Source organism: Acinetobacter bohemicus ANC 3994, assembly GCF_000367925.1.
Taxonomy (GTDB): domain Bacteria; phylum Pseudomonadota; class Gammaproteobacteria; order Pseudomonadales; family Moraxellaceae; genus Acinetobacter; species Acinetobacter bohemicus.
This window is the reverse complement of sequence record NZ_KB849175.1, coordinates 47,694-72,786: the sequence shown is the minus strand read 5'-3', so window position 1 is coordinate 72,786 and position 25,093 is coordinate 47,694. Positions and strand designations below refer to the sequence as shown.

At 42.5% G+C, this 25,093-nt stretch carries 37 protein-coding genes and 1 pseudogene; 31 read left to right on the top strand and 7 right to left on the bottom strand.

Annotated elements, in window-relative coordinates; genetic code table 11:
• Positions 1-83 precede the first annotated feature (83 nt).
• Positions 84-1,322, top strand: coding sequence for a dicarboxylate/amino acid:cation symporter (locus F994_RS10825; protein WP_004650500.1), 1,239 nt, complete (start codon positions 84-86; stop codon positions 1,320-1,322).
• On the opposite strand, the gene F994_RS10820 is transcribed toward F994_RS10825, so the two are convergent.
• The 7 genes from F994_RS10820 to F994_RS10790 form a co-directional block, all read right to left on the bottom strand.
• Entirely contained in the window at positions 1,319-1,738 is a 420-nt protein-coding gene (locus tag F994_RS10820; RefSeq protein WP_004650499.1) for a VOC family protein, read from the bottom strand. The genes F994_RS10825 and F994_RS10820 overlap by 4 nt on opposite strands.
• A 92-nt stretch (positions 1,739-1,830) precedes the next feature.
• Positions 1,831-2,775: a metal-dependent hydrolase gene (locus tag F994_RS10815; RefSeq protein WP_004650497.1), complete on the bottom strand. Its 945-nt coding sequence runs from the start codon at positions 2,773-2,775 to the stop codon at positions 1,831-1,833.
• 148 nt (positions 2,776-2,923) lie between these two features.
• Positions 2,924-3,808 carry a ribosome biogenesis GTP-binding protein YihA/YsxC gene (gene yihA, locus F994_RS10810; RefSeq protein ID WP_004650496.1) on the bottom strand — a complete coding sequence of 295 codons (885 nt, stop codon included), beginning with the start codon at positions 3,806-3,808 and terminating at the stop codon, positions 2,924-2,926.
• A gap of 100 nt (positions 3,809-3,908) precedes the next feature.
• Positions 3,909-4,352 (bottom strand): RrF2 family transcriptional regulator, encoded by a 444-nt coding sequence (locus tag F994_RS10805; protein WP_004650495.1) that lies wholly within the window; start codon positions 4,350-4,352, stop codon positions 3,909-3,911.
• A 90-nt stretch (positions 4,353-4,442) separates the two neighbouring features.
• Complete coding sequence (gene hmpA, locus F994_RS10800; protein WP_004650494.1) at positions 4,443-5,651, bottom strand: NO-inducible flavohemoprotein; 1,209 nt, start codon at positions 5,649-5,651, stop codon at positions 4,443-4,445.
• Between the two features lie 151 nt (positions 5,652-5,802).
• On the bottom strand, positions 5,803-7,386 hold the full coding sequence (locus F994_RS10795) for a helicase HerA-like domain-containing protein (protein ID WP_004650493.1): 1,584 nt from the start codon (positions 7,384-7,386) through the stop codon (positions 5,803-5,805).
• 30 nt (positions 7,387-7,416) lie between these two features.
• Complete coding sequence (locus tag F994_RS10790) at positions 7,417-8,619, bottom strand: PLP-dependent transferase (RefSeq protein WP_004650492.1); 1,203 nt, start codon at positions 8,617-8,619, stop codon at positions 7,417-7,419.
• A gap of 158 nt (positions 8,620-8,777) precedes the next feature.
• Between F994_RS10790 and F994_RS10785 the strand changes: the two genes are divergently transcribed.
• The 30 genes and pseudogenes from F994_RS10785 to F994_RS10640 all read left to right on the top strand — a co-directional run bounded on the left by F994_RS10785 (position 8,778) and on the right by F994_RS10640 (position 25,011).
• Entirely contained in the window at positions 8,778-9,515 is a 738-nt protein-coding gene (locus F994_RS10785) for a type 1 glutamine amidotransferase (protein ID WP_004650491.1), read from the top strand.
• A gap of 258 nt (positions 9,516-9,773) precedes the next feature.
• The gene (gene rpsJ, locus F994_RS10780) at positions 9,774-10,085 is read left to right on the top strand and encodes a 30S ribosomal protein S10 (RefSeq protein WP_000070912.1); all 312 of its coding nucleotides are present in this window, start codon (positions 9,774-9,776) and stop codon (positions 10,083-10,085) included.
• Positions 10,086-10,145: 60 nt separating this feature from the next.
• Entirely contained in the window at positions 10,146-10,784 is a 639-nt protein-coding gene (gene rplC / locus F994_RS10775; RefSeq protein WP_004650490.1) for a 50S ribosomal protein L3, read from the top strand.
• A gap of 11 nt (positions 10,785-10,795) precedes the next feature.
• Entirely contained in the window at positions 10,796-11,398 is a 603-nt protein-coding gene (gene rplD / locus F994_RS10770) for a 50S ribosomal protein L4 (protein WP_004650488.1), read from the top strand.
• A complete protein-coding gene (rplW, locus tag F994_RS10765; RefSeq protein ID WP_004650487.1) occupies positions 11,395-11,715 on the top strand; it encodes a 50S ribosomal protein L23 in 321 nt (106 codons plus the stop codon). The genes rplD and rplW overlap by 4 nt, the downstream gene beginning before the upstream one ends.
• 11 nt (positions 11,716-11,726) lie before the next feature.
• Complete coding sequence (gene rplB / locus F994_RS10760) at positions 11,727-12,551, top strand: 50S ribosomal protein L2 (protein ID WP_004650486.1); 825 nt, start codon at positions 11,727-11,729, stop codon at positions 12,549-12,551.
• A gap of 13 nt (positions 12,552-12,564) precedes the next feature.
• A complete protein-coding gene (gene rpsS / locus F994_RS10755) occupies positions 12,565-12,840 on the top strand; it encodes a 30S ribosomal protein S19 (protein ID WP_004281508.1) in 276 nt (91 codons plus the stop codon).
• A gap of 9 nt (positions 12,841-12,849) precedes the next feature.
• Positions 12,850-13,179 carry a 50S ribosomal protein L22 gene (gene rplV / locus F994_RS10750; RefSeq protein WP_004650485.1) on the top strand — a complete coding sequence of 110 codons (330 nt, stop codon included), beginning with the start codon at positions 12,850-12,852 and terminating at the stop codon, positions 13,177-13,179.
• Position 13,180: 1 nt separating this feature from the next.
• Positions 13,181-13,997 (top strand): annotated as a pseudogene (gene rpsC, locus F994_RS10745) (30S ribosomal protein S3).
• A complete protein-coding gene (rplP, locus tag F994_RS10740) occupies positions 13,937-14,350 on the top strand; it encodes a 50S ribosomal protein L16 (protein WP_004650483.1) in 414 nt (137 codons plus the stop codon). The pseudogene rpsC and the gene rplP overlap by 61 nt, the downstream one beginning before the upstream one ends.
• Positions 14,350-14,547: a 50S ribosomal protein L29 gene (rpmC, locus tag F994_RS10735; RefSeq protein ID WP_004650482.1), complete on the top strand. Its 198-nt coding sequence runs from the start codon at positions 14,350-14,352 to the stop codon at positions 14,545-14,547. Before rplP ends, rpmC begins: the two co-directional genes overlap by 1 nt.
• On the top strand, positions 14,544-14,801 hold the full coding sequence (rpsQ, locus tag F994_RS10730; RefSeq protein ID WP_004650481.1) for a 30S ribosomal protein S17: 258 nt from the start codon (positions 14,544-14,546) through the stop codon (positions 14,799-14,801). The genes rpmC and rpsQ overlap by 4 nt, the downstream gene beginning before the upstream one ends.
• 95 nt (positions 14,802-14,896) lie before the next feature.
• The gene (rplN, locus tag F994_RS10725) at positions 14,897-15,265 is read left to right on the top strand and encodes a 50S ribosomal protein L14 (protein WP_004650480.1); all 369 of its coding nucleotides are present in this window, start codon (positions 14,897-14,899) and stop codon (positions 15,263-15,265) included.
• A gap of 9 nt (positions 15,266-15,274) precedes the next feature.
• Positions 15,275-15,592, top strand: a complete 318-nt coding sequence (rplX, locus tag F994_RS10720; protein WP_004650478.1) for a 50S ribosomal protein L24 — start codon at positions 15,275-15,277, stop codon at positions 15,590-15,592.
• A gap of 16 nt (positions 15,593-15,608) precedes the next feature.
• Entirely contained in the window at positions 15,609-16,145 is a 537-nt protein-coding gene (gene rplE / locus F994_RS10715; RefSeq protein WP_004650477.1) for a 50S ribosomal protein L5, read from the top strand.
• A gap of 9 nt (positions 16,146-16,154) precedes the next feature.
• On the top strand, positions 16,155-16,460 hold the full coding sequence (gene rpsN, locus F994_RS10710) for a 30S ribosomal protein S14 (RefSeq protein ID WP_004650476.1): 306 nt from the start codon (positions 16,155-16,157) through the stop codon (positions 16,458-16,460).
• A gap of 13 nt (positions 16,461-16,473) precedes the next feature.
• Positions 16,474-16,869: a 30S ribosomal protein S8 gene (rpsH, locus tag F994_RS10705; protein ID WP_004650475.1), complete on the top strand. Its 396-nt coding sequence runs from the start codon at positions 16,474-16,476 to the stop codon at positions 16,867-16,869.
• Between the two features lie 13 nt (positions 16,870-16,882).
• On the top strand, positions 16,883-17,416 hold the full coding sequence (gene rplF / locus F994_RS10700) for a 50S ribosomal protein L6 (RefSeq protein ID WP_004650474.1): 534 nt from the start codon (positions 16,883-16,885) through the stop codon (positions 17,414-17,416).
• Positions 17,417-17,430: 14 nt separating this feature from the next.
• Complete coding sequence (gene rplR, locus F994_RS10695) at positions 17,431-17,781, top strand: 50S ribosomal protein L18 (protein WP_004650473.1); 351 nt, start codon at positions 17,431-17,433, stop codon at positions 17,779-17,781.
• 2 nt (positions 17,782-17,783) lie between these two features.
• The gene (gene rpsE, locus F994_RS10690; RefSeq protein ID WP_004650472.1) at positions 17,784-18,281 is read left to right on the top strand and encodes a 30S ribosomal protein S5; all 498 of its coding nucleotides are present in this window, start codon (positions 17,784-17,786) and stop codon (positions 18,279-18,281) included.
• A 6-nt stretch (positions 18,282-18,287) separates the two neighbouring features.
• On the top strand, positions 18,288-18,464 hold the full coding sequence (rpmD, locus tag F994_RS10685) for a 50S ribosomal protein L30 (RefSeq protein WP_004650470.1): 177 nt from the start codon (positions 18,288-18,290) through the stop codon (positions 18,462-18,464).
• A 3-nt stretch (positions 18,465-18,467) separates the two neighbouring features.
• Positions 18,468-18,908: a 50S ribosomal protein L15 gene (gene rplO, locus F994_RS10680; protein ID WP_004650469.1), complete on the top strand. Its 441-nt coding sequence runs from the start codon at positions 18,468-18,470 to the stop codon at positions 18,906-18,908.
• A 45-nt stretch (positions 18,909-18,953) separates the two neighbouring features.
• Entirely contained in the window at positions 18,954-20,273 is a 1,320-nt protein-coding gene (gene secY, locus F994_RS10675; RefSeq protein WP_171065344.1) for a preprotein translocase subunit SecY, read from the top strand.
• A 19-nt stretch (positions 20,274-20,292) separates the two neighbouring features.
• Positions 20,293-20,409: a 50S ribosomal protein L36 gene (gene rpmJ / locus F994_RS10670; RefSeq protein WP_000867907.1), complete on the top strand. Its 117-nt coding sequence runs from the start codon at positions 20,293-20,295 to the stop codon at positions 20,407-20,409.
• A 106-nt stretch (positions 20,410-20,515) separates the two neighbouring features.
• Positions 20,516-20,872 carry a 30S ribosomal protein S13 gene (gene rpsM / locus F994_RS10665; protein ID WP_004650467.1) on the top strand — a complete coding sequence of 119 codons (357 nt, stop codon included), beginning with the start codon at positions 20,516-20,518 and terminating at the stop codon, positions 20,870-20,872.
• 19 nt (positions 20,873-20,891) lie between these two features.
• On the top strand, positions 20,892-21,278 hold the full coding sequence (gene rpsK, locus F994_RS10660) for a 30S ribosomal protein S11 (RefSeq protein ID WP_004281491.1): 387 nt from the start codon (positions 20,892-20,894) through the stop codon (positions 21,276-21,278).
• 12 nt (positions 21,279-21,290) lie between these two features.
• Positions 21,291-21,917 (top strand): 30S ribosomal protein S4, encoded by a 627-nt coding sequence (gene rpsD / locus F994_RS10655; protein WP_004650466.1) that lies wholly within the window; start codon positions 21,291-21,293, stop codon positions 21,915-21,917.
• Positions 21,918-21,934: 17 nt separating this feature from the next.
• The gene (locus F994_RS10650; protein WP_004650465.1) at positions 21,935-22,942 is read left to right on the top strand and encodes a DNA-directed RNA polymerase subunit alpha; all 1,008 of its coding nucleotides are present in this window, start codon (positions 21,935-21,937) and stop codon (positions 22,940-22,942) included.
• Positions 22,943-22,960: 18 nt separating this feature from the next.
• Positions 22,961-23,326: a 50S ribosomal protein L17 gene (gene rplQ / locus F994_RS10645; protein WP_004650463.1), complete on the top strand. Its 366-nt coding sequence runs from the start codon at positions 22,961-22,963 to the stop codon at positions 23,324-23,326.
• A 194-nt stretch (positions 23,327-23,520) separates the two neighbouring features.
• On the top strand, positions 23,521-25,011 hold the full coding sequence (locus tag F994_RS10640) for a flavin-containing monooxygenase (protein ID WP_004650462.1): 1,491 nt from the start codon (positions 23,521-23,523) through the stop codon (positions 25,009-25,011).
• The last annotated feature ends 82 nt before the right edge of the window (positions 25,012-25,093 follow it).

Here is a 25,093-nt window from a genome sequence, read left to right as displayed (position 1 = left end):
GAACTTGTGACAAAAAATTCCTCGATTCTAAAAATAGAGCATGGCATAGTGCCTACAAGACTGAACAATAAAAGCATGCAGAAATGGGCTTAAACACACAAATTTTAATTGCTGCGATTTTGGGCGTAGCTTTTGGTTTTCTTCTCAATTTTTATCCAAATACGCCATTTTTTGATGCCAGTTTATATGGCTTGGGTGTTGCCAGTAGTATTTTTATTGGCTTATTGAAGATGCTTTTGGTGCCTCTTATTTTTAGTTCAATTGTCGTCGGTGTATCGAACTTACAATCGGGTGGGCAATTGGGTAAGGTTTGGAAAATTACCTTGGCCTGCTGTGTTACGACCACGACCTTGGCTTTGATACTCGGCATTGGCTGTGCGCATTTGTTTGATGTTGGGAAGGGTGTCGACATTGCCATGTTTCAGGATGCAATGAATCAGCATCAAACCCCCGATACGTTAACTCCAACCTCATTTTTAACTAATTTTATTCAAAACACCTTAATTAATCCTTTTAAAGCATTTTCTGAAGGCAATGTTCTTGCTGTGGTGGTATTTGCTTTGTTTTTTGGTGTGGCTTTGGTGCATGGCGGTGAGCGTTTTAAAACGGTACGGCAACTGAGCCAACAGTTTTTTGACATGATGATGTTCATGATTATTTGGGTGATGCGACTGGCGCCAATTGGTATTTTTGCTTTACTGGCAAAATTGATTGCTACGGAAGATATTTCAGTGCTGAACCGTTTGCTTGAGTTCGCTGCTGTGGTGACGGGAACCACCATTTTTCATGGGGCGGTGGTTTTGCCGCTGTTACTGTGGATTTTTGGCAAGATGAGTCCGCTGACCTTTTTTAAAGGAGCACGTAGCGCACTGATTACCGCTTTTGCCACCAGTTCAAGTTCTGCCACCATGCCACTTTCGATGAAATGTGCGCAAGAAAATTTAGGTGTACGTCCTGCAACAGCCGGTTTTGTTATCCCATTGGGCACACAATTGAATATGGATGGTACGGCGCTATATGAAGCTGCTGCTGCTTTATTTATTGCTAATCTGATGGGGTTGGATTTAAGCATCGGGCAACAGCTTATCGTTTGTATGACCGCCATGATTGCATCACTTGGTGCACCGGGTATTCCCAGTGCAGGTATGGTGACCATGATTATGGTGTTGCAATCGGTGGGTTTACCTGCCGAAGCGATTGCTATTTTATTGCCGATTGATCGTCTACTGGATACGGTGCGCACTGTGGTGAATGTGCAAGGCGATATGATGATTAGTGTGGTGGTGGATCGTCATACCCGCGATGATGAAATAACAACTTAATCATTTTCCCAACACGGATTCCATACCACTTCCCATAAATGTCCATTGGGATCTTGAAAATAACCAGCATAGCCACCGTAAAATGTGGCTTGTGCAGGTTTGATAATTTGGGCACCTGCACGTGCTGCTTGTGCCATTACCTGATCGACCTCGAGTGGGCTAAAGACGTTATGTCCAAGGGTCATTTGGGTTGGACACATTGCACTGATTTCCAGACCCGTATCATGCTGAATACTTTGCTGGGGCCACAAAGCGAGTTTTATATCCGACTGGAGTTCAATAAAAGCCACTGCACCATATTCATATTCTTGACCCAGAATACCTTCGCTATGCAGGCCTAAACCTTCACAATAAAACTTCAATGACTGCTCTAAGTCGTTAACGGCAAGCGTGATGACAGAAATATAGGGTTTCATCTTTTATCCTGATCTTTTTTTGATCTGGATGTATTGTAGTGCAAATAAAAGTAGGGCATAAAGCCCTACTGTTTGGTATTTGTGTGACTGCCTTAAGCGACTTTCAGTGCTGCTCGTTTTGCCGCAGGGGAGTGGTCTAAATAGGCAATGGCGTCTTCGGTTTTGGCTTCATGTACAGGATCGTACCACGGCATTAAATAACCCAATTGTTGTGAAATTAGCCAAAAGGGATTCGGCATGATGCGGTTATCTTTTTGTGAAATGGCATACCATTCGCGCCAAATCCACGGTTTAAATACACTGGGACGAATCGATTTAAAGCGTTCATCTTGCTTCATAATATGTGCTGCGCCGTCCACCCACAAACCCAGTACGCCAACAATCACCGCCACACTTAAATAGTAACGTGCAATATAGCCACCCCCCAAATGACGGTACAAATCAAATGCCACGGTACGGTGTTCAATTTCTTCGGCACCATGCCATTTAACCAGATCTAACATGGCAGGGTCCGCGCCCAGTTGTTCCCAGTGCTGGTTGTATAAAACATATTTTCCAAGCACGCAGGTCATATGTTCAACTGTGGCAATAATCCCGAGACGGAATAAATCCCATTGATGTTCGAGTACTTTAGGTATCTTTAAACCCAAAGGTTGGTCTGCCAGCAATTGACCAAAAAGAAAATCCATAATGTTCAGGTTGCGCTGTACATCAATATTACGCACAGTTAGATATTCTTTGTTGGCTGAAGCATGGGCCTGTGCATGCATGGCTTCTTGACGAATAAAGGCTTTGACATCTTCTTTGAGTTTTTCATCGCTAATTTGCGCTAGAACTTTGTTATATAGGCGGCAAAACCAAAATTCACCGGCAGGTAAAATCATATTAATTTCGTTGATAAAGTAACTGGTAAAGGGGTGGTTGGGAATCCAGTCTACAGGTGTTTCTTGCCATTCAAATTTCACTTTTCGCGGTTTAATTTGGTATTGAATTGAAGATCCAATTTTAGACTTCTTGAGTAAAGATAAAAGCTTCATCATCCTGTCCTATTGTTTTTTTCACTGTGAGTGTGTTCACGTTGCTTTAGAATCAGTATAAAAAAATGCCCTCAATTGTGGTTAGCAATAGAGGACATTCAAATATCAATAGATGATGAATTTGGTTAGATAATCTGACTGGTATAGATTATTGCCCGTTTTTAGGGAGATCTGCTGGGGGATTGTCGATACTTTCATTGTCAAATGTAGCATCTTCAAATTCATTTTCATCAAACAGTTCCTCATCGCCTTCAATAAACTCAATTTCATCTGCTGATGCATCAGGAATACTGTCTAAATCAAATGCGCTGGCTTGTTCGAGGGTAAAGTTCAGACGACCGCCCATTACACTGGCAAGTTCTTCTAAACCTTGTTTATTCATGGATGAGAACAATTGAATGGAGAACTGAAGCTTCATTTTTTTCAATTGTTGTTGTACTTCTTGCAGTACTTTTGATGCAGGACCACGGTTTAATTTGTCTGATTTGGTTAATAGCACATGCACAAACAATTTACGTGAATAGGCCCATTCCAACATCATAACGTCAAAGTGTTGTAATGGATGGCGAATATCCATCAACAATACCAAACCTTGTAGGCTTTGGCGATGAATTAAATAATTTTCCAGTTCTTTTTGCCAAACCAATTTCATCGCTTCGGGTACGGCTGCATAACCATAGCCGGGCAAATCGACCAAGCGTTGATCAGGATTACCTAAGCTAAAGAAGTTAATCATTTGGGTACGACCCGGCTTTTTCGATGCACGCGCCAATTGTTTTTGGTTGGTTAATGCATTGATCGCACTCGATTTACCAGCATTAGAGCGACCTGCAAACGCAATTTCATAGCCAGTATCTTCTACGCAAAGGTTGAGCTTAGGCGCACTCATTAAAAATTCGGCTTTGCGTAACCAGTTCAGCGCGCGAACAGAGTACTCAGTAATGGCTGGATCAACTTTTTTCTCATAGCTAATCTTTTGCTTAGGCGCAGCCGAAATTTTACTGTTTTTGGATTTTCCTCTGCTGTGGTGCATAACTCAACTTCAATAAATGATCTACAAAGAAACATTATAAAGGAAGTCGTCTAGGCAAGCGACCTTTGCATTTTGAAAGCGGAAAACTTTGCGTGGCGATTTAAAGATTAATCAGTGAAATGGGTGATGAAGTTGCGACTTTGCTGGCGTTGCTTTGATCAAGAACATCGCCTAAACGGTATTGATCTAAAGATTGGTAAAACTGTTCAAGTGCTTGATCTAAAATACCTTTAAGGCCGCAATTATTGCGGAGTACGCAGGGCGGGGTATTGCATTCTACAATCTGGCTGTTGCCTTGTAAGATCCGAACAATGTATCCCAGATTTAAATTTAAAGTTTCTGCATTTAAACGAATCCCGCCACCTTTACCGCGTGTGGTGATGATCCAATCTTGTTTTCCCATGAAATGGACAATTTTAACCAAATGATTTTGTGAGACGCGTAAATCTCGGGCAATTTCTGCAATGGTATAAGGAGTGTCTTTGGGTTGTGAGATATACATTAAAATACGCAGAGCATAATCAGTAAATTTATTTAGCTGCATGATAATACGGGTGTGTTTAAGGTAAAAAAATCAGGGTTAGTCTAGCATAACAAGACTAACCCTCTCTTTATTTAATGTTGACGCAGCAGATTAGTGATGCACGCCACCTGTGCCAAACGCTTCACTGTGAATATTTTCAGCAGGAATACCGCGAGCAACCAAGGCTTTTTGCTGTTCTGCCATGAATGGCATTGGACCACACAAGTAGTAATCTGCTTTTACAGGAAGTAAAGCCGCATCCATTGTCGCTAAGTCCAAACGTCCAGCAACATCATAGTCTTCACCTAAGGCATCGCCTTGATGAGGTGATTCATAAGCAGTAAATGTGCTTAGGCGTGGATATTTTGCTTGTAACTCATGGATATGTTTTTTCATGGCATGCACGTGGCTGCTACGGCAGGCGTGGATAAAACTTACAGGTTGTGGCATATCCAAAGTAACCAATTGGTTTAGCATGGCAATCATTGGAGTTAGACCAACACCACCACTGATAAAGACATTGCGTTTGGTTGGGTCGATGAGATAGAAGTTACCTGTTGGTGCAGAGACTTCAATTTCTGAACCTTCCGCCAAACCATGTAGCGTATTTGAAACCCAACCGCCTGCTAAATCACCTTTTTCATCTTCACGTTTTACTGAAATACGTAAGTAGTCTGCTTGTGGACTGGTCGATAAAGTGTATTGGCGTGGTTGTTTTAGACCAAGCTCCTCGACAAACACACGAACCGAGATGTATTGTCCTGCTTCATATTTTGGTAATTCGCCACCATCTGCGGGTGCGAGATAGAACGAGGTAATTTCGTCACTTTCCACCACTTTTTTGGCAATTTTAAAATTGCGCCAGCCTAACCAGCTGCCTTTAGTTTGTTGATGTTGTTCGTAAATCGCTTTTTCAGTGCTAATGAAAAGATCCGCCAATTGACCATAAGCAGCCGCCCAAGCACCAATGAGAGGGTCTTCCATTGGAATGCTGAGCACTTCACTAATCGAATGTAATAAATTTTCACCGACAATATTATAGTCGGGTGCTTGAATATTCAGACTCACATGCTTGTGAGCAATCAATTCAACCACAGGTAAAAGTACTGAAGGGTCTTCAATGTTTTCAGCATAAGCTAAAACTGCACCTGCCAAGGCTTGTGCTTGTGCGCCGCTGCGCTGGTGTCCCATATTAAAGGTTTCTTTGAGCTCAGGATTATTGCCCAACATACGGTTATAAAAATAACCAGTTAGGGCTACACCGTTTTCACGAAGTACAGGGACAGTTGCTTTTACAAGGTCAATTTGCTGCGGAGTCATGGCAGATCTCTCATGGCTGTTATTTATAAGATGTATTTAAAATACATTTTATAGAGTGCCTTGTAAATACATCTTTTTAAAAAACCATAAAAAAATTATGGAATATCTAAATATCCCATAATTTTGAAAATCTTGATAGGGGAAATGAGCGCTATTTTCTGCCAAAAAGAGAGCCGAGTAGCCCGCGGACAATTTTCTGTCCTGTACTGCCACCTAAGCTGCGTGCGGCACTTTTTGCAAAGGTGCCGACAATATCTTGGGTAAGTTTTTCACGTTGTTTCGATGCGCGGTCAGTTTCTTTCTGTTGTTCACGTGCAATACGCTCTTGCTCGCGTGTTTGCTGCTTTGCAAAAGCCTCTTGTTCTTTGGCTTGCTGCTTGGCTAAGCTTTCTTGCTCTTTGGCTTGTTGTTGCGCTGTTTCCTCTGCAACGGCCTGTTGCTGACGTTGTGCGACTTTTTGTTGTAGCATTTCAAAAGCACTTTCGCGGTCTACTGGTTGTTCATAAATGCCTGCAACAATACTTTGCTGCATCAATATTTTTCGTTCATCTAAGCTAATCGGGTTGAATGATGAATAGGGCGGCATCACCCAGCTACGCTCAACAATTTGGGGTGTGCCTTGTTCATCTAAACAGCTAATCAGGGCTTCACCCACAGCCAGTTCTGTAATGGCTTGATCGACTTTAAATTCGGAATTGGCTCTAAAAGTATCTGCGGCAGTTTTTACGGCTTTTTGATCTTTCGGTGTAAACGCGCGCAAAGCATGTTGAATACGGTTGCCGAGCTGTCCTAGAACACTTTCGGGCAAGTCGAGTGGATTTTGAGTGACAAAATAAATCCCGACGCCTTTAGAGCGAATTAGACGCACCACTTGTTCAATTTTTTCTTGTAGCGCTGCACTGGCATTATCAAACAATAAATGGGCCTCATCAAAAAAGAACACCAATTTAGGCTTATCCATATCACCAACTTCGGGTAATTGTTCAAATAATTCTGAAAGCATCCAAAGCAGAAATGTGGCATACAATTTAGGCGTGTTCATCAGCTTATCTGCGGCTAAGATATTGATATAACCCCGCCCTTGGCTATCAGTCTGAATGAAATCTAAAATATTTAAACTGGGTTCACCAAAAAATTGATCACCGCCTTGGTCTGCAAGCGCCAATAAATTACGTTGTATAGCACCCAGACTGGCAGGAGAGAGATTGCCATATTCAGCTTGGAACTCTGCGGCATGTTCAGACACATAGCTAATAATTGATTTTAAATCCTTAAAATCAATCAGTAATAAACCTTGATCATCGGCAATACGAAACACTGCGGAAAGTACACCTTCTTGAGTGTCATTCAGATTGAGCATACGTGCTAATAAGAGTGGGCCAATTTCGGAAACCGTGGTGCGAATAGGATGACCCTGCTCAGCAAATAAATCCCAAAACACGACCGGTGAGGCGGCAAAAGGAATCGCATCAATATTTAACACCTTCAGACGCGCATCAAATTTAGGGCTATTTGTTCCCGCCTGAGCAAGACTAGAGACATCACCTTTGGCATCGGCTAGAAATACGGGTACACCAATTCGGGAAAAGTTTTCTGCAAGGACTTTCAGTGTGACTGTTTTACCCGTGCCCGTTGCTCCAGCAATTAAGCCGTGGCGGTTGGCAAACTGTGAATGTAAAACAATCTCTTGTTGTGTGTCTGAGGTTTTCTTCGCAATAACGATTGCTGTACCCATAAGATCTATTCCTATTTTCTTGTGTTTACGTTATTCGAGTTGTTGTGTATTCATTTGTTTTAGTGCATTTTCTATATCTTGAATTAAATCGGTCGGATGTTCTAGTCCTATACAAAAACGAACCAATAATCCTTGTTGTAAATGTGTATGTTGCAGTTCTCGCATCTCTTTTAAGTTGTAGAGCATGACTAAACTGACTGGACCGCCCCAGCTAAAACCAAGCTTAAAAAGATTTAAACTGTCACAGAATTTTCGGATAGCAGTTAAATCATATTCAGCTTTAAAAATCACGCTGACCAAACCTGCGCTATGTCCTTCTTTGCAGACCTCCTTCCAGTAGCGATGTCCAGCAGATGCTGTATCGGCAGGGTGCAGGACTTGCACAAATTCGTCTTGTTGTTTCAGCCAATCTAGAAGCTTTAAGGTACTTTGTGATTGATGTTCATAACGCAGTCGCATCGAGGCTAAGCTGCGCTGAACTTGTGCAGCATCATCACCTGAAATGGCAATGCCTTGAATGGCATGCATACGGAACAGTTGGTGATGTAGATTTTGATCACGTGTCACCACAGAACCCATTAAAATATCACCACCACCGCTAGGATATTTTGTCAGCGCATGGACAGTAATATCGACACTTAAATGTTCATCAGCAAAATCAAAGGCATTAAAGGCAAGACCCGCGCCCCAAGTATTATCCAGTGCAGTCAAAACATTGGTTTGTTTGGCTTTCTTGACCAAAGCGACCAAGTCTGGGAATTCTAAAGTCACTGAACCTGCTGCCTCTAACCAAATCAGTTTGGCTTGTGCTGAGGGTTGGAAGCTATCAACCTCGATTGGATTGTAAATTTTCACGCTAATGCCATAACGTGTTTCTAGATTGCGCAAATGCTCCATATTTGGCCCATAAATGTTATCTGCAACCCAAACTTCATCTCCTTGTGCTAAAAAGCAGGCGTTCACAAGATTAATGGCAGATAAACCACTCGGTGCAAGTAAGCAATAATCGCCACCTTCAATTTGTGCAATGTTATCGCCTAAAGTAAAGGTTGTGGGTGTGCCATGTGTGCCATAACTATAGTCATAAGCATCACTCCAATGGCGATTAAACAGTGCATCGGTGTTCTGAAAAATAATGGTCGATGCACGAAACAGGGGAGGTTGGATGGTCGAAATGTATTGAGGGGCTTGTCGTGGTGCATGAATCAATGCGGTTTGTGGATTATTTTTCAAAGTTCTGCTCTAAGTCGTATCAAAATTAGCTTTAGCTTAAGAGAAACAGACCCATTAGGCTATATAAATGCCCAAATGTATAAAAAGGGCTACATTTTGAAAAGTTGGCTTCATTTTTGCTAAACCTGTAGTAGAGCAACAACAATAGGTTTGGGCGGATGAAGTCGCATTTGAAAGTACATTATTTTCAGCATATTGCTGGTGAAGGGTTCGGTAGTTGTTATCAATTTTTAAAACAGCACCATGCTAAAATTAGTGCAACGGAATTTTTTGCTTTGCCTGTTGATCGTTCATTGGAAATAGAAGCCTTACCTCAGGTGGAAGATGTCGATTTACTCATCATTATGGGAGGGGAGATGAGCGTAAATGATGAAGTCAATTTCCCTTGGTTAAAAATAGAAAAACGCTGGTTGCGACGATACTTATCTATGGGAAAACCCGCGATAGGTTTATGTCTGGGTGGGCAGCTAATTGCCAATGCTCTAGGTGCTGCTGTAAGCCGAAGCGAAAAACAAGAGCTGGGCTGGACTGGGGTGCGTAAAGTGAATTATGTGCCTGCGGAATGTTTTGAATTGCCCGCAGAATTTAATGTGATGCAATGGCACAGTGAAACTTTTGAAATTCCAAAAGGTGCGATTCATTTGGCGGAAAATGATGTCTGTCGCAACCAAATGTACCAAATTGGCAAAAATGTCTTAGGATTTCAGTTTCACCCTGAAATTACACCAGAGACATTAAATTTATTTTTAGAAAATGAGGAAGAGCTGGATCATTTTTCCAGTCAGCATGTGCAAACTCAACAACAACTCAAAAAGACCTCGAAAAATAATTTTATTGTTGGAAATCAAATATTAAACCAAGCAATAGAGTACGTTTTGCAAAAAACAGCATGCTGATCTATTTTTAAACAATGTTACAAATTTGTGATTTGAAAAAGATGGGAAAAAATTGAAAAGAGATTTGCTTAAGCGTTAAACAATCGCTATAATGAGCGACCCTTTAATAAAAGGGGTTAACTGCGAATAAAGCAGTTAATATCGTGACAGTCGTGGCATCGATCATGACCTTAGTGATTTTCACTGCCTTTGACACTTACCACTAGGTGAGATGCGTCAGAGGTGATTCTTTATATATTTGGCTTGGAGTTTACTGGTATGTCTAACCAGAGAATCCGTATCCGTTTGAAGTCTTTTGATCATCGTCTGATTGATCAATCTGCTCAAGAGATCGTAGAAACAGCAAAACGTACTGGCGCACAAGTTTGTGGTCCAATTCCGATGCCTACACGCATCGAACGTTTTAACGTTCTAACTTCTCCGCACGTTAATAAAGACGCGCGTGATCAGTATGAAATCCGCACTTACAAGCGTTTGATCGATATCGTTCAACCAACAGACAAAACTGTTGATGCATTGATGAAATTGGATCTTGCAGCTGGTGTTGATGTTCAGATCGCATTGGGTTAAGGCTTTCGGGTTAATTAACACTTTAGGTTAATTAAGCCGCTTTTTTAGAGGTTTATGCACATGACTATTGGTTTAGTCGGTCGCAAGTGCGGTATGACACGTATCTTTACAGATGCTGGTGTTTCTGTACCTGTTACGGTGATTGAGGTTGATCCTAACCGCATCACTCAAATCAAAACGCTTGAAACTGATGGTTATCAAGCAATTCAAATCACTACTGGTGAACGTCGCGAATCTCGCGTAACTAACGCTCAGAAAGGTCACTTCGCTAAAGCGGGTGTTGCTGCTGGTCGTTTAGTTCAAGAATTCCGCGCTACAGAAGCTGATCTTGAAGGTCGTGAAGTTGGTGGTTCTCTTACCGTTGAATTGTTCACAGTGGGTCAAGTTGTTGACGTAACTGGTCAATCTAAAGGTAAAGGTTTCCAAGGTGGTGTTAAGCGTTGGAACTTCCGTACGCAAGATGCAACTCACGGTAACTCACTTTCTCACCGTTCTTTGGGTTCTACTGGTCAAAACCAGACACCTGGACGCGTGTTCAAAGGCAAAAAAATGGCTGGCCATTTGGGTGCTGAACGCGTAACTACACAGGGTCTTGAGATCGTTGCTATCGACGTTGAGCGTTCAGTTCTTGTTGTTAAAGGCGCGGTTCCTGGTGCTACTGGTGGCAACGTTACTGTTCGTCCTACGATCAAGGCCTGAGGGGAAATATTGTGAATTTAAATACTGTTTCCGGCTCTGCTGTTGAATTATCTGAAGTTGCTTTCGGTCGTGAATTTAACGAAGCTCTTGTACACCAAGTTGTTACAGCTTATTTAGCTGGTGGTCGTCAAGGTTCTAAAGCTCAGAAATCACGTGGCGAAGTATCTGGCGGTGGTAAAAAACCTTTCCGTCAAAAAGGTACTGGCCGTGCGCGTGCTGGTTCTATTCGTAGCCCAATCTGGGTTGGTGGTGGTAAGACTTTTGCTGCTCGTCCACAAGATTGGTCTCAAAAAGTTAACCGTAAAATGTACCGCGGTGCTATGCAATGCATCTTAGCTGAACTTGTTCGTCAAGATCGCCTAATTTTAGTTGAAGAGTTTGCAGTTGCTGCTCCTAAAACTAAAGAATTGCTTGCTAAACTTAACGACTTAAATGCAGTTCGCGCATTAATCGTTACGGATTCTGTAGATGAAAATCTATACCTTGCTGCACGTAACCTTCCGCATGTAGATGTGGTTGATGCTGCTGCAATTGATCCTGTTAGCTTGATTGCGTTCGACAAAGTTGTTATGTCTGTAGCTGCTGCTAAGAAAATTGAGGTAGAACTCGGATGAACAACGAACGTATCTATCAAGTCCTACAAGGACCTGTATTCTCAGAAAAAGCTCAAGCTTTAGGTGAAGCTGCTGGTGTTCAAGTTTTTAAAGTTGCACTTGGTGCAAACAAACTTGAAATCAAAAAAGCAGTTGAACAACTCTTTGGTGTGGAAGTTGTTAAAGTTAACACGACCATCACTAAAGGTAAGACTAAACGCTTTGGTAAAACATTAGGACGTCGTTCTGATGTTAAAAAAGCATACGTCACCCTGAAAGCTGGCCAAGATGTGGAAATGGCTGACTTGGGCGATACCGCTGAAAGCGCAGCGGAATAAGGACGAAATTTATGCCTATTCAAAAATGTAAGCCAACGTCTCCAGGACGTCGCTTTGTAGAGAAAGTCGTTCACGACCATCTTCATAAAGGCGCACCGTACTCACCGTTGGTTGAAGCTAAAAAACGTACTGGTGGTCGTAATAATAACGGTCACATTACAACTCGTCACGTTGGTGGTGGTCATAAACAAAACTACCGTCTTGTTGACTTCAAGCGTAATAAAGATGGCATTCCAGCTACTGTAGAGCGTATTGAATACGATCCTAACCGTACTGCACACATTGCTTTAGTTTTGTATGCTGATGGTGAACGTCGTTATATTATTGCGCCTAAAGGCTTACGTGCTGGTGATAAAGTACAATCTGGTAACGATGCTCCAATTCGTCCAGGTAACTGCTTGCCACTTCGCAACATGCCAATCGGTTCTACACTTCACAACATCGAACTTAAAATCGGTAAAGGCGCGCAATTAGCTCGTTCAGCTGGTACTTCGGTTCAATTGTTGGGTCGTGATGGTTCTTACGCTATCGTTCGTCTACGTTCAGGCGAGATGCGTAAAATCCACGTTGAATGCCGTGCTGTGTTAGGTGAAGTATCTAACTCAGAAAGCAACCTTCGTTCATTGGGTAAAGCTGGTGCTTCGCGCTGGCGTGGTATTCGTCCTACCGTTCGTGGTATGGCGATGAACCCAGTTGACCATCCACATGGTGGTGGTGAAGGGCGTAATAAAGGTATTCAACCTGTAAGCCCATGGGGTCAAAAAGCTAAAGGGTACAAAACACGTACCAATAAGCGTACGACTAAGATGATTATTCGCGACCGTCGCGTCAAGTAAAGGAATCTGACTAATGCCTCGTTCTCTGAAAAAAGGTCCATTCGTCGATGCGCACTTGTTCGCTAAGGTTGAAGCGGCTATCGCGGCTAATAACCGTAAGCCGATCAAAACTTGGTCGCGTCGTTCGATGATTCTCCCAGATTTTGTTGGTTTAACAATTTCTGTTCATAATGGTCGTAACCATGTTCCGGTAATTGTATCTGAACACATGGTTGGTCATAAACTCGGTGAATTCGCGCCAACTCGTACCTATCGTGGTCACGGTGTTGACAAGAAATCTAAACGTTAAGGTGCTATGATGGAAGTTACTGCTAAATTACGCGGTGCCGCTATCTCGGCACAAAAAGCTCGTTTGGTTGCAGACCTGATTCGTGGCAAATCTATTGCCCACGCTTTGAACATTTTAACCTTCAGCAACAAAAAAGCTGCTGTGTTAGTGAAAAAAGCTTTGGAATCTGCAATTGCAAATGCTGAACATAATAACAGTTTAGATGTAGACGACCTTAAAGTTTCTACGATTTACGTTGATGAAGGCACTAGCCTTAAACGTATTATGCCACGTGCCAAAGGTCGTGCAGATCGTATTACTAAGCGTACTTGTCACATCACCGTTAAGGTAGGGGTTTGATATGGGTCAGAAGGTTCATCCAATCGGTATCCGCCTAGGTGTTGTGAAACGTCATAACGCTAACTGGTATGCGAGTCCGAAACAATACGCTGAATATTTGCTTAAAGATCTTCAAGTTCGTGAGTTTTTAACTAAAAAACTTAAAAACGCGATGATCAGCAAAATTCTTATCGAACGTCCTACAGGCGCTGCTAAAATTACCATTAGCACTGCTCGTCCAGGTATCGTTATCGGTAAAAAAGGCGAAGATATTGAGAAATTACAACGCGAATTAACATCTATTATGGGTGTTCCTGCGCAAGTAAGTATCAACGAAATCGATCGCCCAGATTTAGACGCTCGTCTAGTTGCTGAAGCTATCGCTTCTCAATTAGAGAAACGTGTAATGTTCCGTCGTGCTATGAAGCGTGCGGTACAGAACTCAATGCGTGCTGGTGCTAAAGGTATCAAAGTTGAAGTTTCTGGTCGTCTTGGTGGTGCAGAGATTGCTCGTACTGAGTGGTATCGTGAAGGTCGTGTACCTTTGCATACGCTTCGTGCAGATATCGACTACTCTACTATGCGTGCTGAAACGACTTACGGTACGATTGGCGTTAAAGTTTGGGTTTTCCGTGGCGAGATCTTAGGTGGCATGAAACAAGTCATGAACCCTGCTCCTGCTGAAGAACGTCCAGCTAAACGTGGTCGCGGTCGTGGTGAAGGTCAAGAGCGTCGTGGTCGTCGCAATGATCGTTCTGCTGAAAAAGGAGAATAATCCATGTTGCAACCTAAACGTACTAAATTCCGTAAAGTGCAGAAAGGCCGTAACACTGGTCTAGCGCATCGCGGTAGCACTGTATCTTTTGGTACTATTGCACTTAAATCTATCGAGCGTGGTCAAATGACTGCTCGTCAAATTGAAGCTGCGCGTCGTACAATTAGCCGTCGTGTAAAACGTGGTGGTAAGATCTTTATCCGTGTTTTCCCAGACAAACCAATTACTGAAAAACCATTAGAAGTTCGTATGGGTAAAGGTAAAGGTTCTGTGGAATACTGGGTTTGTCAAATCAAACCAGGTAAGATCTTGTACGAAATGGATGGTGTAAGCGAAGAATTAGCGCGTGAAGCATTTACGCTTGCTGCTGCGAAGCTTCCGTTTAAAACCACTATCGTGACTCGGACGGTAATGTAATGAAAACTAAAGATCTACGTGAAAAATCGGTAGAAGAGTTGACAGCTTTGCTTGATGAGCAACAGCTTAACCAATTCCGTCTTCGTATGGCTAAAGCAACTGGTCAGTTGGGTAAATCGCATGAAGTTGCGCTTACTCGTAAGACGATTGCTCGTATTAAGACACTCCTTACCGAAAAACAGGGGAACGGACAATGAGTGAACAAACAGTTCGCACGTTAACCGGCAAAGTCGTAAGCGACAAAATGGACAAGTCTATTGTTGTGCTTATTGAACGCCGAGTTCAACACCCGTTGTATGGCAAATCAATCCGCCGTTCAACTAAATTACACGCTCATGATGAGAACAATGTTGCTAAAACTGGCGACGTAGTGACCATTAAAGAAAGCCGCCCAATTTCTAAAACTAAAGCTTGGGCTTTAGTGGAAGTTATTGAAGCTGCTGCTGAGTAATTAGACGTTCTTGTTGCATCATTGGTTAATTTCGAGTACTCTTTGAGCCTTTCGAAATTGTAACCGGTGATGCGACTCGGTTTTGGAGTAGGGCAATGATTCAAACCGAAAGTATGCTCGACGTAGCAGACAACAGTGGTGCTCGCCGCGTACAATGTATTAAAGTACTTGGTGGTTCACATCGTCGTTATGCTTCTGTTGGCGACATTATTAAAGTTACTGTAAAAGAAGCTATTCCTCGTGGCCGTGTTAAAAAAGGCGACGTGATGAATGCTGTAGTTGTACGTACAAAATTTGGTGTGCGTCGTCCGGATGGTTCTATCATTCGTTTTGATGACAATGCTGCTGTAATTTTGAACAACAACAAAGCGCCGATTGCAACTCGTATTTTCGGACCAGTGACTCGTGAACTTCGTACTGAACAGTTCATGAAAATTATTTCATTGGCTCCTGAAGTTCTATAAGAGGCACTCATGGCTAAGATTAAGAAAGGCGATCAAATTATTGTGATCGCAGGTAAAGAAAAAGGCAAACAGGGAACTGTTTTGTCTGTTTCAAATGACCGCGTTAAGGTTGAAGGCCTTAACTTGGTGAAGAAGCATCAAAAGCCGAACCGAGCTACTGGCGCTGAAGGCAGCATCGTAACTCAGGAAGCTACGCTTCATATCTCAAACGTGGCAATTTTTAATGCTACAACCCAAAAGGCTGACCGTGTTGGTTACCAAGTGACTGAAGGCGTGAAAACTCGCGTATTCAAATCAACTGGTGAATCAGTGGCGGTAGCGAAGTAATAGGTTGATATAGGCCATGGCCAGACTTAAAACACGTTACAACGAAGAACTTAAAGCTCAATTATTAGAACAATTGGGCGTTAAGAATGTGATGGAAATTCCTCGCATTACTAAAATCACTATTAATATGGGTGTTGGTGCAGCTTCAGCTGACAAGAAATTGTTAGATGGCGCATTATCAGACATGCAAGCGATTGCTGGTCAAAAACCCGTTCTTACATTAGCACGTAAATCAATCGCGGGTTTTAAAATCCGTGATGGTTGGCCAATTGGTTGTAAAGTTACTTTACGCGGCGAACGTATGTACGAATTCTTAGACCGTTTGATCTCTATTGCGATCCCTCGTATTCGTGACTTCCGCGGTTTTTCTGCGAAATCATTTGATGGTCGTGGTAACTATTCGATGGGTCTCAAGGAACAAATCATGTTCCCTGAAATCGATTTCGATAAGATTGATCGTATTCGTGGTATGGATATTACCGTTACTACGACTGCTCGCACCGATGACGAAGGCCGTGCGCTTATGCGTGCATTCGGCTTCCCGTTCAAATAAGAGGTCGATATGGCTAAGAAAGGTATGATTAATCGCGAATTGAAACGCGAAGCTACTGTTGCTAAATTTGCTGCAAAGCGTGCTGAATTAAAAGCAATCATTGCAAATGTAAATGCAAGCGACGAAGAACGTTTCGAAGCGATGATGAAATTTCAAGCATTACCACGTAATGCGTCTCCAGTACGTCTTCGTAACCGTTGCGGTTTAACTGGTCGTCCTCATGGTTACTTCCGTAAGTTTGGCTTAAGCCGTAACAAATTACGTGAAACAGTAATGCAAGGTGATGTACCGGGCGTTGTTAAGGCAAGCTGGTAAGGAGCGACTATAAATGAGTATGCAAGATACCGTTGCCGACATGTTAACCCGTGTTCGTAACGCACAAATGGCGAAGAAACAAACTGTTTCTATGCCTAACTCTAAGTTGAAGGTTGCTATTGCTAACGTTCTTCAATCTGAAGGTTACATTTCTAACGTAGAAGTTGCGGATGCTGAAGGCAAACCAACTTTAACGATTACGTTAAAATATTTTGAAGGCAAACCAGTTATCGAAACTGTGAAACGCGTAAGCCGTCCAGGTCTACGTCAGTATCGCGGTAAAGATGCACTTCCGAGCGTTAAGCAAGGTTTAGGTATTGCAATTGTTTCTACAAGCAAAGGCATCATGACTGATCGCGCTGCACGTGCTGCGGGCATCGGTGGTGAAGTTATTGCTTTTGTTTCTTAATAGGTGATTCCTCATGTCTCGTGTGGCTAAAGCCCCAGTAACTGTACCTAACGGTGTAACAGTTACTCAGAACGGCCGGCAGGTCGAAGTGAAAGGCACAAAAGGTACTTTGTCTTTCAACCTGCATGCGCTGGTCGAGCTTAAACAGGAAGAAGGTAATCTTCAAGTTGCTCCAGTTAAAGAGTCGAAAGACGCTTGGATGCAAGCTGGTACTGCTCGCGCTGTTCTTAACAACCTTGTAAAAGGTGTTAGTGAAGGCTTCGAACGTAAGTTACAACTAATCGGTGTTGGTTATAAAGCTGCGGTTAAAGGTGATGTTGTTCACCTTAACCTTGGTTATTCACACCCTATCGATTATAAACTTCCTGAAGGTGTAACTGCTGAAACTCCAACTGCTACTGAAATCATTTTGAAATCAGCAAGCAAACATATGTTGGGTCAAGTAGCTGCAGATATCCGTTCATATCGTGAACCTGAGCCTTATAAAGGTAAAGGTGTTCGTTATTCGGATGAAGTTGTTCTTCGTAAAGAAGCTAAGAAGAAATAAGGCGCGAGGTTCTTATGAACGAAAAGAAACAATCCCGTTTGCGTCGTGCGAAAAGCACACGCTTGCACATCCGTGCATTGGGTGCGACTCGCTTGTGTGTAAACCGCACTCCGCGTCACATCTATGCGCAAGTTATTTCAGCCGATGGTGGCAAAGTTTTAGCGCAAGCTTCAACTTTAGATGCTACTTTACGTGCTGGTACAACTGGTAACGTTGAAGCCGCTACTAAAGTAGGTGCTTTAATCGCAGAACGTGCTAAAGCTGCTGGTGTAACTAAAGTTGCATTTGACCGTTCTGGTTTTAAATATCATGGTCGTATCAAAGCCTTGGCTGATGCTGCTCGTGAAAACGGCTTGGAGTTCTAATCATGGCTAAAGTTGAACAAAACGAAGGTCTTGTTGAAAAGCTGGTTGCCGTTGATCGTGTAGCCAAAGTTGTTAAGGGTGGTCGTATCTTCTCTTTCACAGCATTGACTGTGGTAGGTGATGGTAATGGTCGTGTAGGTTTTGGTCGTGGTAAAGCACGTGAAGTTCCAGCTGCTATTTCTAAAGCACTTGAAGCTGCTCGTCGCAACATGATCACAGTTGACCTTGCAGGTACAACTCTACAACACCCTGTGAATGCTCGTCATGGTGCAAGCCGTGTGTATATGCAACCTGCTTCTGAAGGTACTGGCGTAATTGCTGGTGGCGCTATGCGTGCTGTTCTTGAAGCTGCTGGTGTACATAACGTACTTGCTAAATGTTACGGTTCTACTAATGCTGCTAACGTAGTTAACGCAACTTTCAAAGGTTTGCGTGACATGACTTCTCCTGAGAAAGTCGCTGCGAAACGTGGTCTTTCAGTAGCACAAATTCAAGGGTAATCAATCATGAAAACGATTAAAGTTACCCAGACTAAATCTTCATCGCATCGTTTGAAAAATCACAAACTTTGCCTACAAGGTTTAGGTCTGCGTCGTATTGGTCATACAGTAGAAGTAGTGGATACACCTTCTAACCGCGGTATGATCAACCAAGTCTACTATATGGTTAGTGTAGAGGAATAAGCCATGACTCTGCGTTTAAATACTATTGCACCTGCAGAAGGTGCTAAACGTGACAACCTTCGTCTAGGCCGTGGTATCGGTTCTGGCGTTGGTAAGACTGGTGGCCGTGGTGTCAAAGGTCAGAACTCACGTAAGAGCGGTGGTACACGTCCAGGATTTGAAGGTGGTCAAACTGCGTTATATCGTCGTTTGCCTAAATTCGGTTTTACTAGCCAACTCGCTCTAAAAACTGCTGAAGTACGTTTATCTGAGCTTGCTAAAGTTGAAGGTGATATTATTTCACTTGAAACTTTAAAAGCAGCGAATGTTGTACGTAGAGATATGACTCGTGCTCGTATCGTACTTTCTGGTGATATTACTCGTGCATTCACTATTCAAGGTGTTGCATTGACTAAAGGCGCTAAAGCTGCTGTTGAAGCTGCTGGCGGCAAAGTCGAGGAGTAATCGCTAGTGTCTATGTCTCCTAGTTCTTCAGGTCATGTGAACATGATGAAAGGTCAACCGTTTCATGTGAAATATCGTGAAATTATTCGCCGAATGATGTTTCTTATCGGTGCATTGATGGTCTTTCGACTAGGAGCACATATTCCAGTACCAGGCATTAATAGTGCTGCACTTGAAAATCTTTTTAATGCAAACCAAGGCACGATCCTTGGTTTGTTTAACATGTTTTCGGGTGGCGCATTAGAGCGGATGTCAATTCTTGCTTTAGGGATCATGCCATACATTTCTGCTTCAATTATTGTGCAGTTAATGTCTACGGTTGTTCCTTCGCTGGAAGCTTTAAAGAAAGAAGGCGAGCAAGGTAAGCGTAAGATTAATCAATATACGCGACAGGGAACACTGTTTCTTGCACTTGTGCAGTCTGTAGGGATGTGTGCTGGGCTGATTAGTCAGGGTATTACCTTGACAGAAGGTTTGGCTTTTTATATCCCTGCGGTTACTTCACTGGTTGCGGGTACCATGTTCTTGATGTGGTTAGGTGAGCAAATTACTGAACGCGGAGTAGGGAATGGTATATCCATGATCATCTTTGCAGGTATTGTTGCTGGATTGCCAAATTTAATTATGCAATCTTTCTCATCCGTAGATAATGGTCAAACAAGTCTGATTGGCTTGGTTGTTTTTGGTCTGTTATCTATAGGTGTTTTAGCAGCTATTGTGTTTATTGAAAAAGCACAACGTCGTATACCAGTCAATTACGCTCAAAAACAACAGGGTCGTCGTGTGTTTACTGCACAGCAGACACATTTGCCATTAAAAATTAATATGGCAGGTGTTATCCCCGCAATTTTTGCAAGTTCATTGCTTTTGTTCCCTGCGAGCTTAGGGCAATGGGTGGGTAGTGCTGATCCTAGTGCAAATATTATCAAACGTAGCCTACAAGATTTGGCACTCGTATTGTCGCCTGGACAGCCGTTGTATTTGGTGCTCTTTGGTGCGTTAATTATCTTTTTCTGTTACTTCTATACTGCGCTAGTGTTTAGCCCAAAAGAAGTTTCAGAGAACTTGAAACGCAGCGGAGCTTATGTGCCTGGTATTCGTCCAGGTGAGCAAACTGCTCGTTACTTAGATCATATTCTCAATCGTTTGACCTTTATTGGCGCGATTTATATCACAGTGATTTGTTTAATGCCGATGGTATTACAGAGCTCATTTGGTATTCCATTCTCTTTGGGTGGTACCTCTTTGCTCATCGTTGTGGTGGTCGTGATGGACTTTATGGCTCAGCTTCAAGCACATCTCACCTCGCACCAGTATGATAATCAAACGTTAATGAGAAAAACGACTGCTCATCCTAAGGGATAAGCGCACTTGAGGTTTCATCATGAAAGTACAAGCTTCTGTAAAAAAAATTTGTGGTAGCTGTAAAGTTATCCGTCGTAATGGGGTTATCCGCGTGATTTGTAGCGCTGAACCTCGTCATAAGCAGCGTCAAGGTTAATCTAATCAAGACCTGTTGATTTCAGTAGGTGAATTGGGTTAATATCCGCCCCTCAAGGTTTTTGTCGGGCGGTTGATTATCTCTACTGCCTTTTTGGAGAAAGTGAATGGCTCGTATTGCCGGTGTAAACATTCCGGATAACAAGCATGCTGTTATCTCCCTCACGTATATCTTTGGTATCGGTCGCCATACTGCTAAGAACATCTTAGCTGCTGTTGGTATCGCTACGACTACTAAGATCCGTGAATTGGATGATGCTCAACTTGATGCGATTCGTGCAGAAATTACTAAGGTTCCGACCGAAGGTGATTTACGTCGCGAAATTTCCATGAACATTAAACGTTTAATGGATTTAGGCTGCTATCGTGGTCTTCGTCATCGTCGCAGCTTGCCTGTCCGTGGACAACGCACCAAAACTAACGCACGTACCCGTAAAGGTCCGCGCAAACCTATTAAGAAATAAGATTTCTGGAAGCTAAAAGATGGCTAAAGATACTCGCGCACGCAAGAAGGTCACTCGTACCGTCTCTGAAGGTGTCGCACACATTCACGCTTCTTTTAATAACACCATTGTGACTATTACCGATCGTCAAGGTAATGCACTGGCTTGGGCTACCTCTGGTGGACAAGGCTTCCGTGGATCACGTAAATCAACTCCGTTTGCTGCTCAGGTAGCTGCTGAAGTTGCTGGTAAAGCTGCTTTAGACTACGGTTTGAAAAACTTGGACGTCCTTGTAAAAGGTCCTGGTCCTGGTCGTGAATCTGCGGTTCGTGCTTTAGGTGCAGTGGGTTATAAAATTAACAGCATTACCGATGTGACGCCAATCCCGCACAACGGTTGCCGTCCACCTAAAAAACGTCGCGTCTAAGGAGAAACATTCATGGCTCGTTATATTGGTCCAAAATGCAAACTCTCTCGCCGCGAAGGGACAGACCTGCAACTTAAATCAGGCGTTAAACCGTTTGACGTTAAGACAAAAAAACACGCGAAAGCTCCTGGCCAACATGGTGGAGCGCGTGGTAGTAAACAATCTGAGTACTCACTACAATTACGTGAAAAACAAAAAGTACGTCGTATGTACGGTGTGTTAGAACGTCAATTTAGTAATTACTATAAAGAAGCTGCTCGTGTTAAAGGCGCAACAGGTGAAAACTTGTTGAAATTGCTTGAAAGCCGTCTTGATAACGTAGTTTATCGCATGGGTTTTGGTTCTACACGTGCAGAAGCTCGTCAGCTTGTATCTCACCGCAGCATTACTTTGAATGGTCGTCGTGTTAACATCGCGTCTATCCAAGTTAAAGCGGGTGATGTAATTGCAGTTCACGAAGGTGCTAAACAACAATTACGTATTAAAGGCGCAATTGAATTGGCTGCTCAACGTGGCATCCCTTCTTGGATGGAAATTGACCATTCTAAATTGGAAGGTACGTTTAAAGCTGCACCGGATCGTTCTGATTTACCTGCTGAAATCAACGAAAGCTTGATTGTAGAATTGTATTCTAAATAATCCTTGAGGTAGCAATAATGACGCGTACTGCAAATGAGTTTCTAACTCCGCAAGCGATTAAGGTCGAAGCGGCTAGCGGGACCTCGGCAAAAGTGATTCTAGAACCATTAGAGCGTGGCTTTGGTCATACTCTGGGTAATGCTTTACGTCGTATCCTTCTTTCTTCTTTACCTGGCGCTGCTGTGGTTGAAGTTGAAATTGAAGGGGTCGAGCATGAGTACAGTACCTTAGAAGGCTTGCAGCAGGACATCGTCGAGCTCTTGCTGAACCTAAAAGGATTGTCGATTAAGCTGTTCGATCAAAACGAAGCATATTTAACATTAGAAAAACAAGGTCCTGGCGATGTAACTGCTGCTGATCTTCGTTTACCTCATAATGTTGAAGTGGTAAACCCTGAGCATTTGATTGGCACTTTAAGTGCTTCAGGCTCATTAAAAATGCGCCTGAAAGTTTCTCAAGGCCGTGGTTATGAGACTTCTGACTCACGTTTCCCAGAAGGCGAAACTCGCCCAGTGGGTCGTTTACAGTTAGATGCTTCTTATAGCCCGATCAAACGTGTTTCTTACACCGTTGAAAATGCGCGTGTTGAACAACGTACTGACCTTGATAAATTGATCATTGATCTTGAAACCAACGGTACAGTTGATCCAGAAGAAGCAATCCGTAAAGCGGCAACAATCTTGCAACAACAAATTGCAATTTTTGTTGATCTTCAGAAAGATCAAGCTCCTGTTGCTCAAGAGCCTCGCGAAGAAGTGGATCCAATCTTGCTTCGTCCAGTAGATGATCTAGAGCTTACTGTTCGTTCTGCTAACTGTTTGAAAGCAGAAAATATTTACTACATCGGTGACTTGGTTCAACGTACTGAAGTTGAGTTGTTAAAAACTCCTAACTTAGGTAAAAAATCGTTAACTGAAATCAAAGATGTTCTGGCTTCAAAAGGCTTACAACTCGGCATGCGTTTAGAAAACTGGCCACCAGCTAGTTTACGTATGGACGATCGTTTTGCCTATCGTAGCCGTTAATTAAGTAGGACTATCACCATGCGTCATCGTAATAGTGGTGTGAAATTAGGCCGTACAAGCAGTCATCGTAAAGCGATGTTCCAAAACATGGCTAACTCTTTGTTTGAGCACGAGTTGATTAAAACAACTGTGCCTAAAGCGAAAGAGTTACGTCGTGTAGCTGAGCCTTTAATCACTTTAGCTAAAAACGATACTGTAGCAAACCGTCGTTTGGCGTTTGCTCGTACTCGTTCAGCAGTAACTGTTGGTAAATTGTTTACCGTTCTTGGCCCTCGTTACAAAGAACGTAATGGCGGTTATCTACGTGTTCTTAAAGCGGGCTTCCGTGCAGGTGATGCTGCGCCGATGGCTTACGTTGAGCTAGTAGATCGCGAAGTTAAATAATTTCGCCAGAAGAACTTCAGTTGTTCGAAAAAAGACCAGTGTTTCACTGGTCTTTTTTATGTCTGCATGTTAGACAATTTATCATTTTGTCCTGAAGTGATATGTATTTGGTCTGATTTGTTTAAACTTGACATTGAGTATTGTCAGATTTGTGGTTTAATAAAATAAAGTTTAAATCAGGCTATAAAAACAACATGGAAAAGCATATTGATATTTTGATTGTCGGTGCAGGTATTTCAGGTATTGGGCTGGCTGTACATCTTTCGAAGCATTGTCCCCAACGTCAGTTTGATATTATTGAGCGTCGTGAAAGTTTTGGTGGCACTTGGGATTTTTTTAAATACCCAGGTATTCGTTCTGATTCTGATATGTCGACGTTTGGCTTTAATTTTAAGCCTTGGCAAAAAGCCAATGTTCTTGCCGATGGGGCTTCAATTAAAGGCTATCTTTTAGAAGTACTGGATGAATATAAATTAAAAGAGAAAATCCATTTTCAGCACCGTGTACTTGCGGCAAATTATGATTCAACGCAAAAAAAATGGCTGGTTGAAATTGAAGATGCAAATCAGAAAAAACAGACTTGGATTGCCAATTTTGTACTAGGTTGTACTGGATATTATAATTATGATCAGGGCTTTCAACCGAACTTTCCAAATCAACAGGCTTTTAAAGGGCAATTGATTCATCCACAATTTTGGCCTGCTGATTTACAGTATGCCGGCAAAAAAGTGGTGATTATTGGGAGTGGAGCAACTGCGATTACTTTGGTTCCAGCTTTGGCTAAAGGCGGTGCAGAACATGTCACCATGCTGCAACGTTCACCTACCTATATTGCTTCAGTGCCATCGATCGATTTTATTTATGACAAGATGCGTAAAGTGTTGCCCGAAGATCTGGCTTATAAACTCACCCGCGCACGTAATATTGGTATGCAGCGTGGTATTTATGCACTTGCACAAAAACAACCCAAGCTATTACGTAAACTACTGCTTAAATCGATTGAGATGCAGTTGAAGGGCAAAGTGGATATGAAACACTTTACTCCCTCCTATAATCCATGGGATCAGCGTCTTTGTGTGGTGCCTGATGGTGATTTATTTAAAATTTTACGCTCAGGTCAGGCAAGTATTGAAACGGATCAAATTGAGCAATTTACTGAAAAGGGTATTTTACTTAAATCAGGTCAACATCTGGATGCAGATATTATTGTGTCTGCGACAGGTTTAGAGATTCAAATTTTAGGGGGCATTAAAGCGACGATAGATGGTAAACCGATGGATACATCTAAGCATATGTTATATCAAGGGATTATGGTTAGCGATGTGCCGAATATGGCGATGATTATTGGTTATATTAATGCATCTTGGACGCTGAAAGTGGATATTGCTGCTGAATATATTTGTCGACTGATCAATTATATGGATAAAAATGGCTATGATGAAGTTATTGCTCAAGGTGATCAAACTGAATTGATGGAGGATACCGTCATGGGGAGTTTATCTTCGGGGTATATTGCGCGTGCAGCGGATGTCATGCCAAAACAAGGTAAGCATGCACCGTGGAATGTAACCAATAATTATCTAGCCGATCGTAAAGTTTTAAAAAATGCCAGGTTTGATGATGGTGTGCTTAAATTCGAAAAACGTACCAAACAATCTTTGCCTAAACCTAAATTAGTGTCTTAATTTAGCGCGGAAATAAAGAAGGAGCGAAAGCTCCTTTTTTAATTTTAAAACGCTAGCGTTCTGTTTGATAAAGATTAAATTC

Excerpts from the sequence above, each read along its gene's own strand:
- rplF (WP_004650474.1), top strand. The coding sequence starts at position 16,883 with ATGTCTCGTGTGGCTAAAGCCCCAGTAACTGTACCTAACGGTGTAACA.
- rpsS (WP_004281508.1), top strand. The coding sequence starts at position 12,565 with ATGCCTCGTTCTCTGAAAAAAGGTCCATTCGTCGATGCGCACTTGTTC.
- rpsJ (WP_000070912.1), top strand. The coding sequence starts at position 9,774 with ATGTCTAACCAGAGAATCCGTATCCGTTTGAAGTCTTTTGATCATCGT.
- rpsK (WP_004281491.1), top strand. The coding sequence starts at position 20,892 with ATGGCTAAAGATACTCGCGCACGCAAGAAGGTCACTCGTACCGTCTCT.
- rplO (WP_004650469.1), top strand. The coding sequence starts at position 18,468 with ATGACTCTGCGTTTAAATACTATTGCACCTGCAGAAGGTGCTAAACGT.
- rpmD (WP_004650470.1), top strand. The coding sequence starts at position 18,288 with ATGAAAACGATTAAAGTTACCCAGACTAAATCTTCATCGCATCGTTTG.
- F994_RS10650 (WP_004650465.1), top strand. The coding sequence starts at position 21,935 with ATGACGCGTACTGCAAATGAGTTTCTAACTCCGCAAGCGATTAAGGTC.
- rplQ (WP_004650463.1), top strand. The coding sequence starts at position 22,961 with ATGCGTCATCGTAATAGTGGTGTGAAATTAGGCCGTACAAGCAGTCAT.
- yihA (WP_004650496.1), bottom strand. The coding sequence starts at position 3,808 with ATGCACCACAGCAGAGGAAAATCCAAAAACAGTAAAATTTCGGCTGCG.
- F994_RS10785 (WP_004650491.1), top strand. The coding sequence starts at position 8,778 with ATGAAGTCGCATTTGAAAGTACATTATTTTCAGCATATTGCTGGTGAA.
- rpsE (WP_004650472.1), top strand. The coding sequence starts at position 17,784 with ATGGCTAAAGTTGAACAAAACGAAGGTCTTGTTGAAAAGCTGGTTGCC.
- rpsN (WP_004650476.1), top strand. The coding sequence starts at position 16,155 with ATGGCTAAGAAAGGTATGATTAATCGCGAATTGAAACGCGAAGCTACT.
- rplB (WP_004650486.1), top strand. The coding sequence starts at position 11,727 with ATGCCTATTCAAAAATGTAAGCCAACGTCTCCAGGACGTCGCTTTGTA.
- rplW (WP_004650487.1), top strand. The coding sequence starts at position 11,395 with ATGAACAACGAACGTATCTATCAAGTCCTACAAGGACCTGTATTCTCA.
- rpmJ (WP_000867907.1), top strand. The coding sequence starts at position 20,293 with ATGAAAGTACAAGCTTCTGTAAAAAAAATTTGTGGTAGCTGTAAAGTT.
- rpsM (WP_004650467.1), top strand. The coding sequence starts at position 20,516 with ATGGCTCGTATTGCCGGTGTAAACATTCCGGATAACAAGCATGCTGTT.
- F994_RS10805 (WP_004650495.1), bottom strand. The coding sequence starts at position 4,352 with ATGCAGCTAAATAAATTTACTGATTATGCTCTGCGTATTTTAATGTAT.
- rplV (WP_004650485.1), top strand. The coding sequence starts at position 12,850 with ATGGAAGTTACTGCTAAATTACGCGGTGCCGCTATCTCGGCACAAAAA.
- rplN (WP_004650480.1), top strand. The coding sequence starts at position 14,897 with ATGATTCAAACCGAAAGTATGCTCGACGTAGCAGACAACAGTGGTGCT.
- secY (WP_171065344.1), top strand. The coding sequence starts at position 18,954 with ATGAAAGGTCAACCGTTTCATGTGAAATATCGTGAAATTATTCGCCGA.
- F994_RS10820 (WP_004650499.1), bottom strand. The coding sequence starts at position 1,738 with ATGAAACCCTATATTTCTGTCATCACGCTTGCCGTTAACGACTTAGAG.
- F994_RS10640 (WP_004650462.1), top strand. The coding sequence starts at position 23,521 with ATGGAAAAGCATATTGATATTTTGATTGTCGGTGCAGGTATTTCAGGT.
- F994_RS10815 (WP_004650497.1), bottom strand. The coding sequence starts at position 2,775 with ATGAAGCTTTTATCTTTACTCAAGAAGTCTAAAATTGGATCTTCAATT.
- rpmC (WP_004650482.1), top strand. The coding sequence starts at position 14,350 with ATGAAAACTAAAGATCTACGTGAAAAATCGGTAGAAGAGTTGACAGCT.
- rpsQ (WP_004650481.1), top strand. The coding sequence starts at position 14,544 with ATGAGTGAACAAACAGTTCGCACGTTAACCGGCAAAGTCGTAAGCGAC.
- rpsH (WP_004650475.1), top strand. The coding sequence starts at position 16,474 with ATGAGTATGCAAGATACCGTTGCCGACATGTTAACCCGTGTTCGTAAC.
- F994_RS10795 (WP_004650493.1), bottom strand. The coding sequence starts at position 7,386 with ATGGGTACAGCAATCGTTATTGCGAAGAAAACCTCAGACACACAACAA.
- rplC (WP_004650490.1), top strand. The coding sequence starts at position 10,146 with ATGACTATTGGTTTAGTCGGTCGCAAGTGCGGTATGACACGTATCTTT.
- rplE (WP_004650477.1), top strand. The coding sequence starts at position 15,609 with ATGGCCAGACTTAAAACACGTTACAACGAAGAACTTAAAGCTCAATTA.
- hmpA (WP_004650494.1), bottom strand. The coding sequence starts at position 5,651 with ATGACTCCGCAGCAAATTGACCTTGTAAAAGCAACTGTCCCTGTACTT.
- rpsD (WP_004650466.1), top strand. The coding sequence starts at position 21,291 with ATGGCTCGTTATATTGGTCCAAAATGCAAACTCTCTCGCCGCGAAGGG.
- rplR (WP_004650473.1), top strand. The coding sequence starts at position 17,431 with ATGAACGAAAAGAAACAATCCCGTTTGCGTCGTGCGAAAAGCACACGC.
- rplP (WP_004650483.1), top strand. The coding sequence starts at position 13,937 with ATGTTGCAACCTAAACGTACTAAATTCCGTAAAGTGCAGAAAGGCCGT.
- F994_RS10825 (WP_004650500.1), top strand. The coding sequence starts at position 84 with ATGGGCTTAAACACACAAATTTTAATTGCTGCGATTTTGGGCGTAGCT.
- rplX (WP_004650478.1), top strand. The coding sequence starts at position 15,275 with ATGGCTAAGATTAAGAAAGGCGATCAAATTATTGTGATCGCAGGTAAA.